The 16,362-nt window shown below is 64.8% G+C and carries 13 protein-coding genes; 2 read left to right on the top strand and 11 right to left on the bottom strand.

Features of this window, described 5'->3' with window-relative positions:
* Positions 1–426 precede the first annotated feature (426 nt).
* The gene (locus tag DIE13_RS23765; RefSeq protein ID WP_124829561.1) at positions 427–858 is read left to right on the top strand and encodes a hypothetical protein; all 432 of its coding nucleotides are present in this window, start codon (positions 427–429) and stop codon (positions 856–858) included.
* Positions 859–950: 92 nt separating this feature from the next.
* On the opposite strand, the gene ppx is transcribed toward DIE13_RS23765, so the two are convergent.
* Positions 951–2,465, bottom strand: a complete 1,515-nt coding sequence (gene ppx / locus DIE13_RS23770; protein ID WP_124829562.1) for an exopolyphosphatase — start codon at positions 2,463–2,465, stop codon at positions 951–953.
* 278 nt (positions 2,466–2,743) lie between these two features.
* Here ppx and ppk1 point away from each other — a divergent pair, with 278 nt between their 5' ends.
* Entirely contained in the window at positions 2,744–4,807 is a 2,064-nt protein-coding gene (gene ppk1 / locus DIE13_RS23775) for a polyphosphate kinase 1 (protein WP_124829563.1), read from the top strand.
* 129 nt (positions 4,808–4,936) lie between these two features.
* Here ppk1 and phoR read toward each other — a convergent pair whose 3' ends face one another.
* The 10 genes from phoR to ftsH form a co-directional block, all read right to left on the bottom strand.
* Complete coding sequence (gene phoR, locus DIE13_RS23780) at positions 4,937–6,256, bottom strand: phosphate regulon sensor histidine kinase PhoR (protein WP_124829564.1); 1,320 nt, start codon at positions 6,254–6,256, stop codon at positions 4,937–4,939.
* 57 nt (positions 6,257–6,313) lie between these two features.
* Positions 6,314–7,015: a phosphate regulon transcriptional regulator PhoB gene (gene phoB, locus DIE13_RS23785; RefSeq protein WP_006750313.1), complete on the bottom strand. Its 702-nt coding sequence runs from the start codon at positions 7,013–7,015 to the stop codon at positions 6,314–6,316.
* 32 nt (positions 7,016–7,047) lie between these two features.
* Positions 7,048–7,752 carry a phosphate signaling complex protein PhoU gene (gene phoU, locus DIE13_RS23790; protein WP_124829565.1) on the bottom strand — a complete coding sequence of 235 codons (705 nt, stop codon included), beginning with the start codon at positions 7,750–7,752 and terminating at the stop codon, positions 7,048–7,050.
* A gap of 18 nt (positions 7,753–7,770) precedes the next feature.
* Positions 7,771–8,619, bottom strand: a complete 849-nt coding sequence (gene pstB, locus DIE13_RS23795; RefSeq protein WP_124829566.1) for a phosphate ABC transporter ATP-binding protein PstB — start codon at positions 8,617–8,619, stop codon at positions 7,771–7,773.
* Between the two features lie 15 nt (positions 8,620–8,634).
* The gene (gene pstA, locus DIE13_RS23800) at positions 8,635–9,528 is read right to left on the bottom strand and encodes a phosphate ABC transporter permease PstA (RefSeq protein ID WP_124829567.1); all 894 of its coding nucleotides are present in this window, start codon (positions 9,526–9,528) and stop codon (positions 8,635–8,637) included.
* Entirely contained in the window at positions 9,525–10,511 is a 987-nt protein-coding gene (gene pstC / locus DIE13_RS23805; protein WP_124829568.1) for a phosphate ABC transporter permease PstC, read from the bottom strand. Before pstC ends, pstA begins: the two co-directional genes overlap by 4 nt.
* A 94-nt stretch (positions 10,512–10,605) precedes the next feature.
* On the bottom strand, positions 10,606–11,640 hold the full coding sequence (pstS, locus tag DIE13_RS23810; RefSeq protein WP_124829569.1) for a phosphate ABC transporter substrate-binding protein PstS: 1,035 nt from the start codon (positions 11,638–11,640) through the stop codon (positions 10,606–10,608).
* A gap of 450 nt (positions 11,641–12,090) precedes the next feature.
* Positions 12,091–13,446, bottom strand: a complete 1,356-nt coding sequence (gene glmM / locus DIE13_RS23820) for a phosphoglucosamine mutase (protein ID WP_124829570.1) — start codon at positions 13,444–13,446, stop codon at positions 12,091–12,093.
* Positions 13,447–13,475: 29 nt separating this feature from the next.
* Positions 13,476–14,417, bottom strand: a complete 942-nt coding sequence (gene folP, locus DIE13_RS23825; RefSeq protein WP_175770589.1) for a dihydropteroate synthase — start codon at positions 14,415–14,417, stop codon at positions 13,476–13,478.
* A gap of 28 nt (positions 14,418–14,445) precedes the next feature.
* Positions 14,446–16,341, bottom strand: coding sequence for an ATP-dependent zinc metalloprotease FtsH (gene ftsH, locus DIE13_RS23830; RefSeq protein WP_124829572.1), 1,896 nt, complete (start codon positions 16,339–16,341; stop codon positions 14,446–14,448).
* Positions 16,342–16,362: the final 21 nt, after the last annotated feature.

Here is a 16,362-nt window from a genome sequence, read left to right on the forward strand (position 1 = left end):
GCACTGAACTACCTTGCGCCGTCAGAGTTTGCGGCGAAACATCGGGCAACCGCGGATGCTCCTGCCGCTTTCCAGGAGCTGGTTTAAAGGGACTTTGCTAGAAGCCCATTGGCCCGATTGAAGGGGGCAGGTCAACGGATCGGCGGGGGGATTTCAACGGCCTGTTAAGTTCCACATCAAATCAATGATTTATAATTTCCATCGATCGCCTGCGGCGTTGAAAATAGTAGGAACAGCCGATTTTGGATCAGAGCGTCGTAGGTTCGAATCCTATCGCTCGGACCACGATATACGAAAAGGGTTGCAAGCCATCGCGCTTGCAACCCTTTTTCGTTTTGCCGGCCGTCACGAGCCGCGCGGCGCGCAACCCGCGCACGAATCTTGCGGGAACACGCGATAATGTCCGCGACCAACCCGCAACCGCGCATGAAAAAACACGCTATCAAGGCCACCCTCTTCGGCGCGCTGCTCGCGCTCGGCGCGACCGGCGCCGCGTCGGCCAAATCGATCGACGGCGCGCTCGACTGCCATTCGAACGGCCACAAGTTCGTCGCACCGCTGCTCGCTGCCGGCGACATCCAGTCAGAGCCGATGCACGTCGAATCGAATTCGGTGAACGCGTTCCGCACAAACCATCCGCTGACCGCATACGGCTTCGGCGTGTACGTCGTGCTCGGCTATCAGGCGAACGATCCGATCTTCCAGCCAGGCGACGGCACGCCGATCGGCGAGTGGGCGTACGGCGTCGTGGTGCGCGGCACGAAAACCGCGGTGGAACAGGCCGTGCGCAAGGCCGGCAGCGACGCGACCGTCAAGCAGGCATTCCCGTTCCTGACCGCGATCGTGTGCTCGGACTGAACGCGTCGCAACGCATCCAGGACCGCGGCAGCGCGCGTCGGCGCGCATCGGCGTGCGTCGCCGCGACGGCCTCACCACCCCTCACCACCCCATTACGCGCCCGTATAGACGACGCGATACGGAATACCGACCTTCTCCCACTCGGCCGCTTCCTGGCTGAGGCTGTAGTCGGTCAGCGGGTTCTGCTCGACCCATGCGCTCGGCAGCCGCACCTCATAGCCGCCTTTCTTCATCTGCGACACGGATATGTCCGGCAGCCCGGCATCGGTCCGGCGCCGGCACAGCAGCGCCGCGAGCCGCAGGCAGAACAGCAGCGGCCATTCGACCTCGCGCGCCTGCGACAGCTTGCCGAGCTTGCCCGCATGACCGAGCACGAGCGCGGCGAGGCGCGCCTGGTCGGTACGCGAGAAACCCGGCATGTCCGCGTTGCTCGCGATATAGGCCGAATGCTTGTGATATGCACTGTGCGAAATCGACAAGCCGATCTCGTGCAACGCGGCGGCCCAGCCGAGGAACATCCGGCCTTCCTCACGCGCTTCGTCGTCGGATTCGTCGAGTTCGTCGTAGAAACGTCCCGCAAGCGTACCGATGCGCCCGGCCTGTGCGCGATCGACGCCATAGCGACGCGTGAAGCCCTCGACGGTCACCGCTCGCATGTCCTCGTGCTGAGTCCGGCCGAGCAGGTCATACAGCACGCCCAGACGCAGTGCGCCGTCGGTGGTGTCGACGTAGTCGACGCCCAGTTCCTCAAACACCGCAAGCATGATCGCGAGGCCGCCGGCAAGCACCGGCACGCGATCAGGCTTCAGCGCGATCAGCTTCAGCCGGTTCACGTTCTCGGACTTGATCAGCGCGCGCTTCAGCCGTTCGAGGCCGCCGCGCGAAATGCCGTGCGTGATGCCCGGGTCGTTGAAGCCGTTCGCCTCGACGAGTTCGGCGAGCGCACGCGCGGTACCGGACGAACCGATCGCCTGGTCCCAGCCCGCCTTCTTGTACTCGCTGGAAATGATCTGGATCTCGCGCTTGGCCGCGAGTTCGGCCTGCCGCATCGTGTATTCGTCGACGTTGCCGGCCGGGAAGAATGCACGGCTGTGACTCACGCAACCGATATAGAGACTCTCCATCACGATCGGCGTGTAGTGCGAGCCAATGATGAATTCGGTCGAGCCGCCGCCGATGTCGACGACGAGCCGCTTGCCGGCACTCGCCGGCACCGAATGCGCGGCGCCCGCATAGATCAGGCGCGCCTCTTCCCGGCCCGCGATCACTTCGATCGGGAAACCAAGCGCCGCTTCCGCCTCGCCGAGAAATTCGCCCGCGTTCTTCGCGACACGCAGCGTGTTGGTTGCCACAGCGCGCACGTGATCGGGATGGAAGTCGCGCAGGCGCTCGCCGAACCGCTTGAGTGCTTCCCAGCCACGCTCCTGCGATGCGCGATCGAGCATCTTGTCGCTCGACAGGCCCGCAGCCAGTCGCACGGGCTCACGCAGCGCATCGACGGGGTAGATCTGGCTGCCCGCCGGCGTTTCCTCGACACGTCCGACGATCAGCCGGAAGCTGTTCGAGCCGAGATCCACGGCAGCCAGCAAGTGGGGAGATGTAACCATCAGAAGGGGCTCCGTGCGCGTTCCCCCGCAGTCGCCGCTCGGGCACCGCAGGGCGATCAGTCAAAGGCGACATTTTAAGCGTGGAACGCTTGCCGTTGCCATGCTTCACGGGCATGTAGCCCTGTAGATTGTATATGTCCGAAACATTTATGAGACAAAATGGTTCCAGCGTAGAATTTCCCGATATAAATACAACATTGTCATTTGTACGTCATCGTATCGTGAGAGTTTCCGAGCGTCCTTTCGAATCATCGCCCGAACCACCCCCTACTCTGCCGATGTCCGTCCGTTATCCGCTTCTCAATCGTGAACTGGGCATCCTCGGTTTCAACGAGCGTGTGCTGGCCCAGGCGGCCGACCCGCAAATTCCGTTGCTCGAGCGCTTGCGCTTCATCTGCATCACGAGCAGCAACCTCGACGAATTCTTCGAAGTCCGGATGGCCGGCCTTCAGGAACAGATCCGCGACAACCCCGGTGCACTGACGCCCGACGGCATGTCGTTACAGCATGCTTACGACCTCGTCGTGGAGCGCGCGCAGCGACTGGTCCACCGTCAGTACACGATGCTGCACGAAACCGTGCTGCCCGCGCTCGAGCAGGAAGGCATCTACTTCCATGCGAGCGACACGTGGAACGACGCGCAGCTCGAGTGGGCGCGCGGCTACTTCTTCGACGAACTGCTGCCGGTGCTCACGCCGATCGGTCTCGATCCCGCCCATCCGTTCCCGCGCGTGCTGAACAAGAGCCTGAACTTCGTCGTCGAGCTCGAAGGCCGCGATGCGTTCGGCCGCCAGGCCGTCATGGGCATCGTGCAGGCGCCGCGCGCGCTGCCGCGCGTCGTGCGCATGCCGCAGGCGCTGTCTGGCTTCGAGCATGGCTTCGTGCTGCTCAGCTCGTTCATGCAGCGCTTCGTCGGCGAACTGTTCCCGCAACTCGTCGTGAAGAGCTGCAACCAGTTCCGCATCACGCGCAACAGCGAACTGTTCGTCGACGAGGACGAAATCACGAACCTGCGCGTCGCGCTGCAGGGCGAACTGCCCGCGCGCCACCTCGGCAACGCGGTGCGGCTCGAAGTGTCGGCCGACACGCCGCCGCACATCGTGCGACGCCTGCTCGAGGAAAGTGTGCTGGACGACAAGGACTGCTATCGCGTAACCGGTTCGGTAAACCTCGTGCGCCTGATGCAGATTCCCGATCTCGTCGATCGCCCCGACCTGAAGTTCGCACCGTTCACCGCATCGATTCCACCCGCGATCACGAATACGCCGACGATGTTCGACGCGATCGACGACGGCGACATCCTGCTGCACCACCCGTACGAGAGCTTCCAGCCGGTGCTCGAACTGCTGCAGCAGGCGGCGAAGGACCCGAGCGTCGTCGCGATCAAGCAGACAATCTACCGCACCGGCACCGATTCGCCGCTGATGGACGCGCTGATGGAAGCCGCGCGCAACGGCAAGGAAGTGACCGTCGTCGTCGAACTGCTGGCACGCTTCGACGAGGAAACCAACATCAACTGGGCGTCGCAGCTCGAAGCCGTCGGCGCGCATGTCGTGTACGGCGTGGTCGGCCACAAGTGCCACGCGAAGATGATGCTGATCGTGCGGCGCGTCGTGCAGGACGGCAAGGCATCGCTGCGCCGTTACGTGCACCTCGGCACCGGCAACTATCACCCGCGCACCGCCCGCCTCTACACCGACTTCGGGCTGATGACGGCCGACCAGAAGATCTGCGAGGATGTCCACCACGTGTTCCAGCAACTGACCGGGATCGGCGGCGAACTGACGCTGCACGATCTGTGGCAGTCGCCGTTCACGCTGCATCCGCGCATCATCGAATCGATCCGCGCGGAAATCGACAATGCGCGCGCCGGCAAGCGCGCGCGCGTGGTCGCGAAAATGAACGCGCTGCTGGAGCCGTCGGTGATCGCCGCGCTGTACGAAGCATCGCAGGCCGGCGTCAAGGTCGACCTGATCGTGCGAGGCGTATGCGCGCTGAAGCCGGGCGTGCCGGGTTTGTCGGAAAACATCACGGTGCGCTCGATCGTCGGCCGCTTCCTCGAACACCACCGCATCTACTATTTCCATGCGGGCGGCGCCGAGGACGTCTATCTGTCGAGCGCCGACTGGATGGACCGCAACCTGTTCCGCCGCGTCGAAGTCGCGTTCCCGATTCGCGAGCGCAAGCTGAAGCGCCGCGTGATCGCCGAAGGCTTGTCGGTCTGCCTCGGCGACAACCAGTCGGCATGGCTGATGCACAGCGACGGCCACTACCGCCGGCGCCGCGCGGGCAAGACGATCCGCAATGCGCAGCTCGGGTTGCTCGCGAAATTCTGCTCGTAGGAAGGCAACGCATGCGGCGCGCGCGTTTTGGCGCGCCGCGCAGCCAATGAAAAAGGCACAGCCCGCGGGCTGTGCCTTTTTCATTTCAGGTCGCGCGCTTGAACGACACGCTCGACGCGCATCAAGCCATCACGCTTCGAACGCAGCCGGCCGGATCGCGATGATCCGCGCCGCCGGGAAGCGTGCGGTAAACGTGCTGCCGCGCCCTTCCTCGCTCTGCACGTACAAGTGCGAGTCGTGCCGCTGCAGCACGTGCTTGACGATCGCGAGCCCGAGACCCGTGCCGCCCGTATCGCGCGAGCGGCTGCGGTCGACGCGGTAGAAGCGCTCGGTGAGCCGCGGCAGGTCGGCGGCGGGAATGCCGAAGCCGCTGTCGGTGACGGAGAACACGCCCTGCGCGCCCTCGCGTCGCCACGTCACGCAGATCTTGCCGCCATCGGGCGTATAGCGGATCGCGTTGGTGACGAGATTCGCGAACGCACTGAACACCTCGGTCTGCGCGCCCGTCACGCCGAGCGTCTCGTCGATCTTAAACGCGATCTCGTGATGCCCGTTCGACAGCGTCTGCGCATCCTCCTTCAGATGGTCGAACACGGCACGCATGTCGATCGCACGATCGGTCGGCGGCTTGCTCTCGCCCTCGAGCTTCGCGAGCACCAGCAGGTCGGTCACGATGTGCCGCATCCGCGATGCCTGCTGCTCCATCATCTCGAGATAGCGCGCGCGATCTTCCTCGTTCAGCGGCAGCTCGCGCATCGTCTCGAGAAAGCCCGACAACACGGTAAGCGGCGTCTTCAGCTCGTGCGACACATTCGCGACGAAGTCGCGGCGCATCGCGTCGGTACGCTCGAGTTCCGTGATGTCCTGCGTGAGCAGCAGCTTGCGGTTCTCGCCGTACGGAAACACCTGCACGGCCAGCACGTTCTGCCGCGAATCACCCATCCCGCGCATCACGAGCGTCTCGTCGTAATGCTGTGCGTTCAGGTAGCGGACGAAATCCGGATGGCGCACCAGGTTCGTGATGTGCTGGCGCAGGTCGCGCTTCGCATCGAGGCCGAAGTGCACCTCGGCGATCGCGTTGCACCACTCGATCTGATCGCGATCGTCGAGCATCGCGACGCCGTTGGGCGACGCCTGGATCGCCTGGATGAAGCGCGAGTGCTGCTGCTCGACCTGCCGCACCTGCGCGTGCCACTGCTTCGCGAGCTTGTGCAGCCGGTAGTAGATTTCGCCCCAGATGCCCGGTGCGCTCGGCACCTCGCCATAGACGGGCGCATCGAGCAGACGCCACAGGCGTTGCGTATGGAAGGTACTAAAGAAGCCCTGTGCGACCAGCATCACGACCGCGAACCCGAGGGCCGCGGTCGGGCCGGCGAACACGCCGACCAATACGCTGATCAGCACGAGCAGCACGAGCGACACCAGAAAGCGCGCCCAGATGATGTTCATGATTCAGCGCTCGAAAGAATGAACGGCATGCCGTGGCACACGGCATGTCCGGATACGTTACGCGTGCTTCGCGAGCCGGTAGCCGCTGCCGCGCACGGTCTCGATCATCGCATCGCAGCCGGCCGGTTTCAAGGCCGCGCGCAATCGTTTGATGTGAACGTCGACGGTGCGCTCTTCGACGAACACGTGATCGCCCCAGACCTGATCGAGCAGTTGCGTGCGGCTGTGCACGCGCTCCGGGTGCGTCATGAAGAAATGCAGCAGGCGGAATTCGGTCGGGCCGAGATCGAGCTTGATCTCGCTGCCGTCGCCATGCGCGGCAACGCGATGCGTGGCCGGGTCGAGGCGCAGCCCGTTGATCGACACGACATCCTCGGTCAGCTGCGGCGCGCGGCGGCGCAGCACGGCCTTGATGCGCGCCATCAGTTCCTTGGGCGAGAACGGCTTGGTCACATAGTCATCCGCACCGATTTCGAGGCCGAGCACCTTGTCCTGCTCGTCGCCGCGCGCGGTCAGCATGATGATCGGGATGTGCTTGGTCCGTTCGTTGTTGCGCAGGTCGCGCGCGAACGCGATACCGGACTTGCCCGGCAGCATCCAGTCGAGCAGCACGAGATCGGGCAGCACATCGCTGATCAGGTTCTGCGCCTGCTCCGCGTTGTACGCGCGGATCGGGCAGTGACCGGCATGCTGGAGATTCACCGAGATCAGTTCGGAAATCGCGGGCTCATCTTCAACGACGAGAATGTTGCTGGGCATCGGCACCTCTTTTTTTCCTGTACGTGGACGCGTTAACTGTTGGCTTCGCGGTCGAGCGTGTCGCGCGGCTGGTGCCGCACGTCGGTGCCCTTCACGATGTAGATGATGAACTCGGCGATGTTCTTCGCGTGATCGCCGATCCGTTCGATCGCCTTCGCGATGAACAGGTATTCGAGGCCGACGGAGATCGTGCGCGGATCTTCCTGCATGTACGACACGAGCTTGCGCACGAACGCGCGGAATTCCTGATCGATTTCCTTGTCGTCCTTGACGATCTGCGCGGCGGCCACCGTATCGAGGCGCGCAAACGCGTCGAGCGCGCGGCGCAGGATCGTCACGGCCATCTCGCCCGACACCTTGATCTCGGCGATGTTCACCGTGCGCGCGGCCGGTTCGTCGACCAGGCGACGCACGCGCTTCGCGATCTTCTCGGCCTCGTCGCCGGCGCGCTCGAGGTTCGTAATCGTTTTCGAAATCGACATCAGAAGACGCAGGTCACGCGCGGCAGGCTGTCTCCGCGCGATGATGTTGCCGCACTCCTGGTCGATATCGACCTCCATCGCGTTCAGCGTTTCCTCGGCCGTGATCACGCGCTCGGCGGCGTCGCGGTCGAACTCGTTCAGCGCATGCATCGCGCCGACGATCTGCGACTCGACGAGGCCGCCCATTTCCAGCACTTTCGACGACACGGCATTGAGATCCGCGTCGAACTGGCTCGACAGATGTTTATCCGACATGGTTGTTGTTCTCCGTCATCAGCCGAAGCGGCCGGTGATGTAGTCTTCCGTTTCCTTGCGCACCGGCTTGATGAAGATCTTTTCGGTTTCGCCGAATTCGATCAGTTCGCCCAGGTACATGTAGGCCGTGAAGTCCGAGCAGCGTGCGGCCTGCTGCATGTTGTGCGTGACGATCACGACCGTGTAGTCGCTCTTCAGCTCCGCGATCAGCTCTTCGATGCGGCCCGTCGAGATCGGGTCGAGCGCCGAGCACGGCTCGTCGAGCAGCAGCACTTCCGGACGAATTGCAATGCCGCGCGCGATACACAGACGCTGCTGCTGACCGCCGGACAGGCCATAGCCGCTCTGGTTCAGCTTGTCCTTCACTTCGTTCCACAGCGCGGCCTTCGTCAGCGCCCACTCGACGCGATCGTCCATCTCCGAGCGCGTGAGCTTTTCGAACATCTTCACGCCGAACGCGATGTTGTCGTAGATCGACATCGGGAACGGGGTCGGCTTCTGGAACACCATGCCGATCCGCGCGCGCAGCAGCGAGATGTCACGCTTGGTGGTCAGCAGGTTCTCGCCGTCCATCATGATTTCGCCTTCGGCGCGCTGCTCCGGATAGAGCGCATACATCTTGTTGAACGTGCGCAGCAGCGTCGACTTGCCGCAGCCCGACGGGCCGATGAACGCCGTCACCTTCCCTTCGGGAATACGCAGGTTGATGTTCTTCAGCGCGTGGAACTTGTTGTAGAAGAAGTTGAGGTTGTTGACCTCGATCTTCGCGTTCAGCGGCGCCAGCGGACGGCCATGCGTCGCGTCTTGCGTGCCGGCGGGCGCTGCAGTGCGCTCGACGGGATTCAGGTGGCTCTCTGCCATATTCATCGGATTGCTCCGCCGTTACTTTTTCGAGAAGATCGAACGCGCCAGGACGTTGAGTCCGAGCACCCCGAGCGTGATCAGGAACACGCCCGCCCATGCGAGCGACTGCCATTCCGCGAACGGGCTCATCGCGAACTTGTAGATCGTGACGGGCAGGTTGGCCATCGGCTGGCTCATGTCCCACGAGAAGAACTGGTTCGACAGTGCCGTGAACAGCAGCGGCGCCGTTTCGCCGGCGATCCGCGCGATCGCGAGCAGCACGCCCGTCACGATCCCGCCAACCGACGCGCGCAGCGTGATCTTCAGCACCATGCGCCACTTCGGCGTGCCAAGTGCGACGGCCGCTTCGCGCAGCGCGTTCGGCACCAGCTTCAGCATGTTCTCGGTCGTGCGGATCACGATCGGAATCTGCAGCAGCGCGAGCGCGATGACGCCGGCCCAGCCCGAGAACCGTCCGGACTTCGCGACCACGATCGCGTACACGAACAGGCCGATGACGATCGACGGCGCCGACAACAGGATGTCGTTGATGAAGCGGATCGTGCCCGCCAGCAGGTTCTTCTGGCCGTATTCGGCGAGGTAGACGCCCGCGAGGATACCGATCGGCGTACCGATCAGCGTGCCGAAACCGCACAGCAGCAAGCTGCCGACGATCGCGTTGGCGAGACCGCCGCCTTCCGTGTTCGGTGCCGGCGTCGATTCGGTGAACAACTGCAGCGACAGGCCGCCGATACCGAGATGCACGGTCGTGTACAGGATCCACACGAGCCACAGCAGACCGAATGCCATCGCACCCAGCGACGCGGTGAGCGCGATCGCGTTGGTCACCTTGCGCTTGCGCTGCAGACGGCTGCGCATCGCGTCGAGCACGGCGCCGTCCGGCCCCGGGAAATTCATGATGGGCTCGCTCATTTCTTGCCCTCTCCCTTCTCGAGACGAAGCAACAGCAGTTTGGAGATGGACAGCACGATGAACGTGATCACGAACAGGATCAGGCCCAGTTCCATCAGTGCGGACGTATGCAGGCCCGGCTCCGCTTCCGCGAATTCGTTCGCGAGCGCCGACGTGATGCTGTTGCCCGACGCGAACAGCGACACGCTGTCGAGCAGGTTCGTATTGCCGATCACGAACGTCACGGCCATCGTCTCGCCGAGCGCGCGGCCGAGGCCGAGCATCACGCCGCCGATCACGCCGGTTTTCGTGTAGGGCAGCACGACCTTCCACATCACTTCCCACGTCGTGCAGCCGATCCCGTACGCCGACTCCTTCAGCAGCACGGGCGTGACTTCGAACACGTCGCGCATCACCGACGCGATGTACGGGATGATCATGATCGCGAGGATCACGCCGGCCGCGAGAATGCCGATGCCGATGGGCGGGCCAGCCGTCAGCGGGCCGAGCACCCACACGTCCTTGAAGAGACGGCCGATCGGCTTCTGGAAGTATTCGGCGAAGATGGGGGCGAACACGAGCAGCCCCCACATGCCGTACACGATCGACGGAATCGCGGCGAGCAACTCGATCGCGATGCCGAGCGGGCGGCGCAGCCACACGGGCGACAGCTCGGTGAGGAACAGCGCGATGCCGAAGCTGACCGGCACCGCGATGACGAGTGCGATGAGCGACGTCACGATCGTGCCGTAGATCGGCACGAGTGCGCCATAGACATCCGAGTTCGGATCCCACTCGGATTGCCACAGGAACGCGAGGCCGAACTTCTGGATGGTCGGCAGCGACGCAATGATCAGGGAAACGATGATCCCGCCCAGCAGCAGCAGGGTCACGATCGCGGCAAGCCGTGCAAGGCCGCCGAAGATGACGTCGCCGAGACGGCTCGGCGCGCGTTGCGACGCGGCGTCGGCGGACCGGGAAGACGTGTAGGAAATTTCAGACATGGGCGCCTGTTCTGGATCGCCGGGCGCCGTGACGCCCGGCCTTACCGCACACACTGCCCGGCCGGCACGGCCGGGCAGCGAACCGCTGTATTGCTTACTCCGCGGCGACCGGCTTGCCCGACGCGTCCGTGACCTTCACCTTCCACTGCTTGCGGATCTCGGCCGTGACTGCCGGCGGCAGCGAGATGTAGTCGAGGCTGTCGGCAGCCTTTTCGCCATTCTTGAACGCCCAGTCGAAGAACTTCAGCGTTTCGGCGCCCTGGCCCGGCTTGTCCTGCTTAGCATGCAGCAGCACGAAGGTCGCGCCGACGACCGGCCATGCGTCCTTGCCCGGCTCGTCCGTCAGGATCTGGTAGAACGACTTCGACCAGTTTGCGCCCGCAGCCGCTGCCTTGAACGTTTCGGTCTTCGGCTCGACGACGGCACCCGACGTGTTCTTCAGCGCCGTGTACGTCATGTTGTTCTTCTTCGCGTACGCCCATTCGACGTAGCCGATCGCGCCCGGCAGGCGCTGCACGAAGGCCGCGACGCCGTCGTTACCCTTGCCGCCCGTGCCCGTCGGCCAGTTGACCGTCGTGCCTTCGCCGATCTTCGACTTCCACTCGCCGTTGACCTTCGACAGGTAGTTCGTCCAGATGAAGCTCGTGCCCGAACCGTCAGCGCGGCGAACGACCGCGATGTCCGTATCCGGCAGCTTGACCTTCGGGTTCAGCGCGACAATCGCCGGGTCGTTCCACTTCTTGATCTTGCCGAGGTAGATGTCGCCGAGCACCGGGCCCGACAGCGTCAGTTCGCCGGCCTTCACGCCCGGCACGTTGACGACCGGCACCACGCCGCCGACCACCGTCGGGAACTGGAACAGGCCTTCCTTCGCGAGTTCGTCGTCCTTCAGCGGAGCGTCCGAACCGGCAAAATCGACCGTCTTGGCATTGATCTGCTTCAGGCCGCCCGACGAACCGATACCTTGGTAGTTCACCTTCGCGCCGCCGGACTGCTGGTAGTCAGCAGCCCATTTCGTATAGATCGGCATCGCGAACGTGCTGCCTGCGCCCGTGATGTCGGCAGCTTGCGCGGCGACTGCGAAAAGCGCGCCAGCCAGGCCGGCAATCGCGGTTTGCATCAATTTCATGAGACCTCCAGTGTGTGAGCGGATGACTACGGCACCGCGAAGGTTAGGGGCTGCTCATGACGGTAATGTGACAATCGATGAAACTGGCGTGACAGTAACATGACCGGTTGAAAGGGTGTAGCGGGCGGTGCGCACGGGGCCGTGGCGGCCTCGCGTGGCGGGGATGGCGGCAAGAATTGCCGGGGCGGGAGAGGCGCCCGGACACCCGCTGACGGAGTGCACGAGCCAATCGTGGTGCGGCGAAAACAGGGCCAGAAAGCCCGCCGCCGGAGCACCGATACGACAGGGTCGAACGGCGTCTTCCATCAGACGAAATCCGCGTCGAAGACGCCTTCCGGCCGGATCGCAAACCTTTGCGGCCAACGAAAACGCGGCGCCCGAAGGCGCCGCATGTCGATGACCCCGGGGCGATGCGCACGCGGCCGACCGTCGCGCACCCGCCGCTGCGGGTCAGGCCGTCGCTTCGCGCACCGCGTCGGCAATCGCCTCCGCATGGCGGGTCGCATCGGCCGCCTGCTGCGCTTCCACCATCACGCGCAGCACCGGCTCGGTACCGGACGCGCGGATCAGCACGCGGCCGCGACCGGCCAGTGCGCCCTCGGCCGCGTCAATCGCCGCGCGAATCGATGCGCTGCCCTTCCAGTCGGCGCCCGGCTTCATCCGGACGTTGATCAGCTTCTGCGGGAACAGCGTGACGCCGTCGAGCATCTGCGCGAGCGTGCGGCCGCTGCGCTTGAGCGCGGCCAGTACTAGCAGCGCCGACACGATGCCGTCGCCGGTCGAATGCCGGTCGAGCGACAGAATGTGGCCCGAGCCTTCCGCGCCGAGCTGCCAGCCGTGCTCGCGCAGTTGCTCGAGCACGTAGCGGTCGCCGACCGCCGCACGCACGAACTTCACGCCTTCGCGCTGCAACGCGACTTCGACCGCGAGGTTCGTCATCAGCGTGCCGACCGCGCCGTCCACCTTGCCGTCGGTCGCGATGCGGTCCTTCACGAGCACGTAGAGCAACTCGTCGCCATTGAACAGCCGGCCGGTCGAGTCGACGACCTGCAGGCGGTCCGCATCGCCGTCGAGCGCGATGCCGAGGTCCGCGTGGTTCGCACGCACCGCGCGCACCAGCGCGTCGGGCGCCGTCGCGCCGACACCGTCGTTGATGTTGAAGCCGTTCGGCGCGACGCCGATCGGGATCACGTCCGCGCCGAGCTCGTGGAACACGTGCGGCGCGATCTGGTAGGCAGCGCCGTGCGCGCAGTCGATCACGAGCTTCAGACCGCGCAGGTCGAACGCGGCCGGGAACGTACTCTTGCAGAACTCGATGTAGCGGCCGGCCGCGTCGTCGAGACGGCGTGCCTTGCCCAAACCGTCCGACGCCGCGCATTCGAGCGGCTTGTCGAGCCACGCTTCGATCGCGGCTTCGGTGTCGTCGGGCAGCTTGTTGCCGTCCGCGGAAAAGAACTTGATTCCGTTGTCGTGATACGGGTTGTGCGACGCGCTGATCACGACGCCGGCCGACAGGCGCAGCGCACGCGTCAGGTACGCGACGCCCGGCGTCGGCATCGGGCCGGCCAGCATCACGTCGACGCCGGCGGCCGAGAAGCCGGCCTCGAGCGCGGCCTCGAGCATGTAGCCCGACACGCGCGTGTCCTTGCCGATCAGCACCGTCGGACGCGCACCCGCCGCGACGTCGGCCGAGCCGGCCAGAACCTTGCCGGCTGCATAACCGAGGCGCAACACGAAATCGGGCGTGATGGGCGCCTCGCCCACCGTGCCGCGAATGCCGTCCGTGCCGAAATATCGACGTCCCATGGCGAACCTTCCTCCTTCGTCTTTCTGACTTATCGTTGCCGCGCGGCTTCGCGCACGGCGTTCCAGACCTTCAGCGCATCGACCGTCGCTGCGACGTCGTGCACCCGCACGATCGCGGCGCCCCGCCCGACCGCGCACAACGCGGCCGCCACGCTTGCCGCGACGCGCTCCATCGGCGGCTTGCCGCCGATCACCGCGCCGAGCATCGACTTGCGCGACATGCCCGCGAGAATCGGATAAGCGCGCCCGTCGGGCCGTGCGGGCGCCGTATCGGGCAATGCGGCCAGCAGCGCGTAGTTGTCGTCGATCACGGCCTTGCCGAACCCGAAGCCGGGATCGACGCAGATCCGCTCCGGCGCGACACCCGCATCGCGCAACGCCTGCGCACGTTCGGCGAGAAAGTCGCGCACGTCGGTCACGACGTCGCCGTAGTCGGGCTCACCGACCTGCATCGTCTGCGGCTCGCCGAGCATGTGCATCGCGCACAGCCCGCTGTTGCCTTCGCGCACCGCATCGATCGCACCCGGCTGGCGGAACCCCCAGATGTCGTTGATCAGGTCCGCGCCGGCGGCGAGCGCCGCACGCATCACGGCCGGCTTGTAGGTGTCGATCGACAGCGGCACGTTCAACGGCCGCAGCGCTTCGACCAGCGGAATCACGCGCGCGAGTTCCTCGTCGAGCGGCACCGGCGGCGCGCCGGGGCGCGTCGATTCGCCGCCGATATCGATCAGGTCGACCCCTTCGGCAATCATCCGCTCGGCCTGGCGCAGCGCGTCGTCGCGGGCAAGAAAGCGGCCGCCGTCGGAAAACGAATCGGGGGTCGCGTTGAGGATGCCCATCACGAGCGGGCGTTCGAACGTCAACGAGAAACGGCCGCACTGGAGCGGCGCGGGGATGCGGACAGAAACAGCGGGATCGGACACGGGCGGGATGCGTTGATGAATGCAAAACGGGCCGGTGTGAAGCCACACCAGCCCGTGAACGGTGCTACAGCGGAGGTCAGGCTGGTGAAGCAGGCGCCGGCGCGTTGCCGGGCTTCACTTCGGCGGTCGTGCCGCCGCCCGGCGAGTCGCCGCCGATAGCCGGCGAGCTCTTCGGCGAGCGCGGCGGGCGCCCTTCCATGATGTCGTTGATCTGATCGGCGTCGATCGTTTCCCACTCCATCAGCGCAGCCGTCATCGCTTCGACCTTGTCGCGGTTCTCTTCGAGCAGGCGGCGTGCAAGGTTGTACTGCTCGTCGAGCACGCGGCGGATTTCGCCGTCGACCTTCTGCTGCGTCGCTTCCGAGATCGTGCGCGTGAAGCCGCGGCCGAACGGGCCGTTGTCGCTCTCGTCGTCGACGTAGACCATCGGCCCGAGCGCGTCGGTCATGCCGAAACGGGCCACCATCGCACGCGCCGTCTGCGTCGCCTTGTTGAAGTCGTCCGATGCGCCGGTGCTGATCAGGTTCAGGAACAACTCCTCGGCCACGCGGCCACCGAACAGGATCGCCAGGCGATCGAGCAGGTAGTCCTTCGAATACGTTTCGTTGTCGTGCTCCGGCAACTGCCACGTGACACCGAGCGCGCGACCGCGCGGGATGATCGTGACCTTGTGCACCGGGTCGGCCTTCGGCAGCAGCTTCGCGATCACCGCGTGGCCCGACTCGTGGTAAGCCGTCGCGCGCTTCGCCTCTTCGCGAATCACGGCCGACTTGCGCTCCGGACCCATGAAGATCTTGTCCTTCGCGTCCTCGAAATCCTGCATCTCGACGATGCGCTTGCCGCGACGGGCGGCGAACAGCGCCGCTTCGTTCACGAGGTTCGCGAGATCGGCGCCCGAGAAGCCCGGCGTGCCGCGTGCAATGACCGCTGCGTCGACGTCGTTCGCGATCGGCACCTTGCGCAGGTGCACGCGCATGATCTGCTCGCGGCCGCGGATGTCCGGCAGGCCGACATAGACCTGGCGGTCGAAACGGCCCGGACGCAGCAGCGCCTTGTCGAGGACGTCGGAGCGGTTGGTCGCGGCGATCACGATCACGCCCGAGTTCGCTTCGAAGCCGTCCATTTCGACCAGCATCTGGTTCAGCGTCTGCTCGCGTTCGTCGTTGCCGCCGCCCATACCGGCGCCGCGATGGCGACCGACCGCGTCGATTTCGTCGATGAACACGATACACGGCGCGTGCTTCTTCGCCTGCTCGAACATGTCGCGCACACGGGCCGCGCCGACGCCGACGAACATTTCGACGAAGTCCGAACCCGAGATGCTGAAGAACGGCACCTTCGCTTCACCGGCGATCGCGCGGGCGAGCAGCGTCTTGCCGGTACCCGGAGGGCCGACGAGCAGCACGCCGCGCGGAATGCGACCGCCCAGCTTCTGGAATTTCTGCGGATCGCGCAGGAAGTCGACGAGCTCGGACACTTCTTCCTTCGCTTCGTCGCAGCCCGCGACGTCGGAGAAGTTCACCGCGTTGTTGTTCTCGTCGATCAGCCGCGCGCGCGATTTCCCGAACGAGAATGCGCCGCCTTTGCCGCCCCCCTGCATCTGCCTCATCATGTAGAACCAGAACACGATGATCAGGATCGTCGGCCCGAGGTAGTACAGCGCGGACATCAGTGCGTTCGGCTCGTCGTCGGCCTTGCCGCTGACCTGCACGCCGTACTTCATCAGATCGCCGACCATCCAGATGTCGCCGGGCGACACGATCTGGTATTTCTGGCCATCAGCCGGAGTGACGGTGAGGTTGCGCCCCTGCACGACGACATTCTTGACCTTGCCGTTCTTGGCGTCGTCCATGAACTGCGAATAGGACACACCTTCCTGGACGCGGGGCTTGTCGAACTGCTTGAACACCGTAAACAGCACCAGTGCGATCACCAGCCACACTGCTGCCTTCGAAAACATATTGTTGTTCAAAGCACCACTCCTTCACTCGTA

Source organism: Burkholderia sp. Bp9016 (genome assembly GCF_003857765.1).
Lineage (GTDB): Bacteria > Pseudomonadota > Gammaproteobacteria > Burkholderiales > Burkholderiaceae > Burkholderia.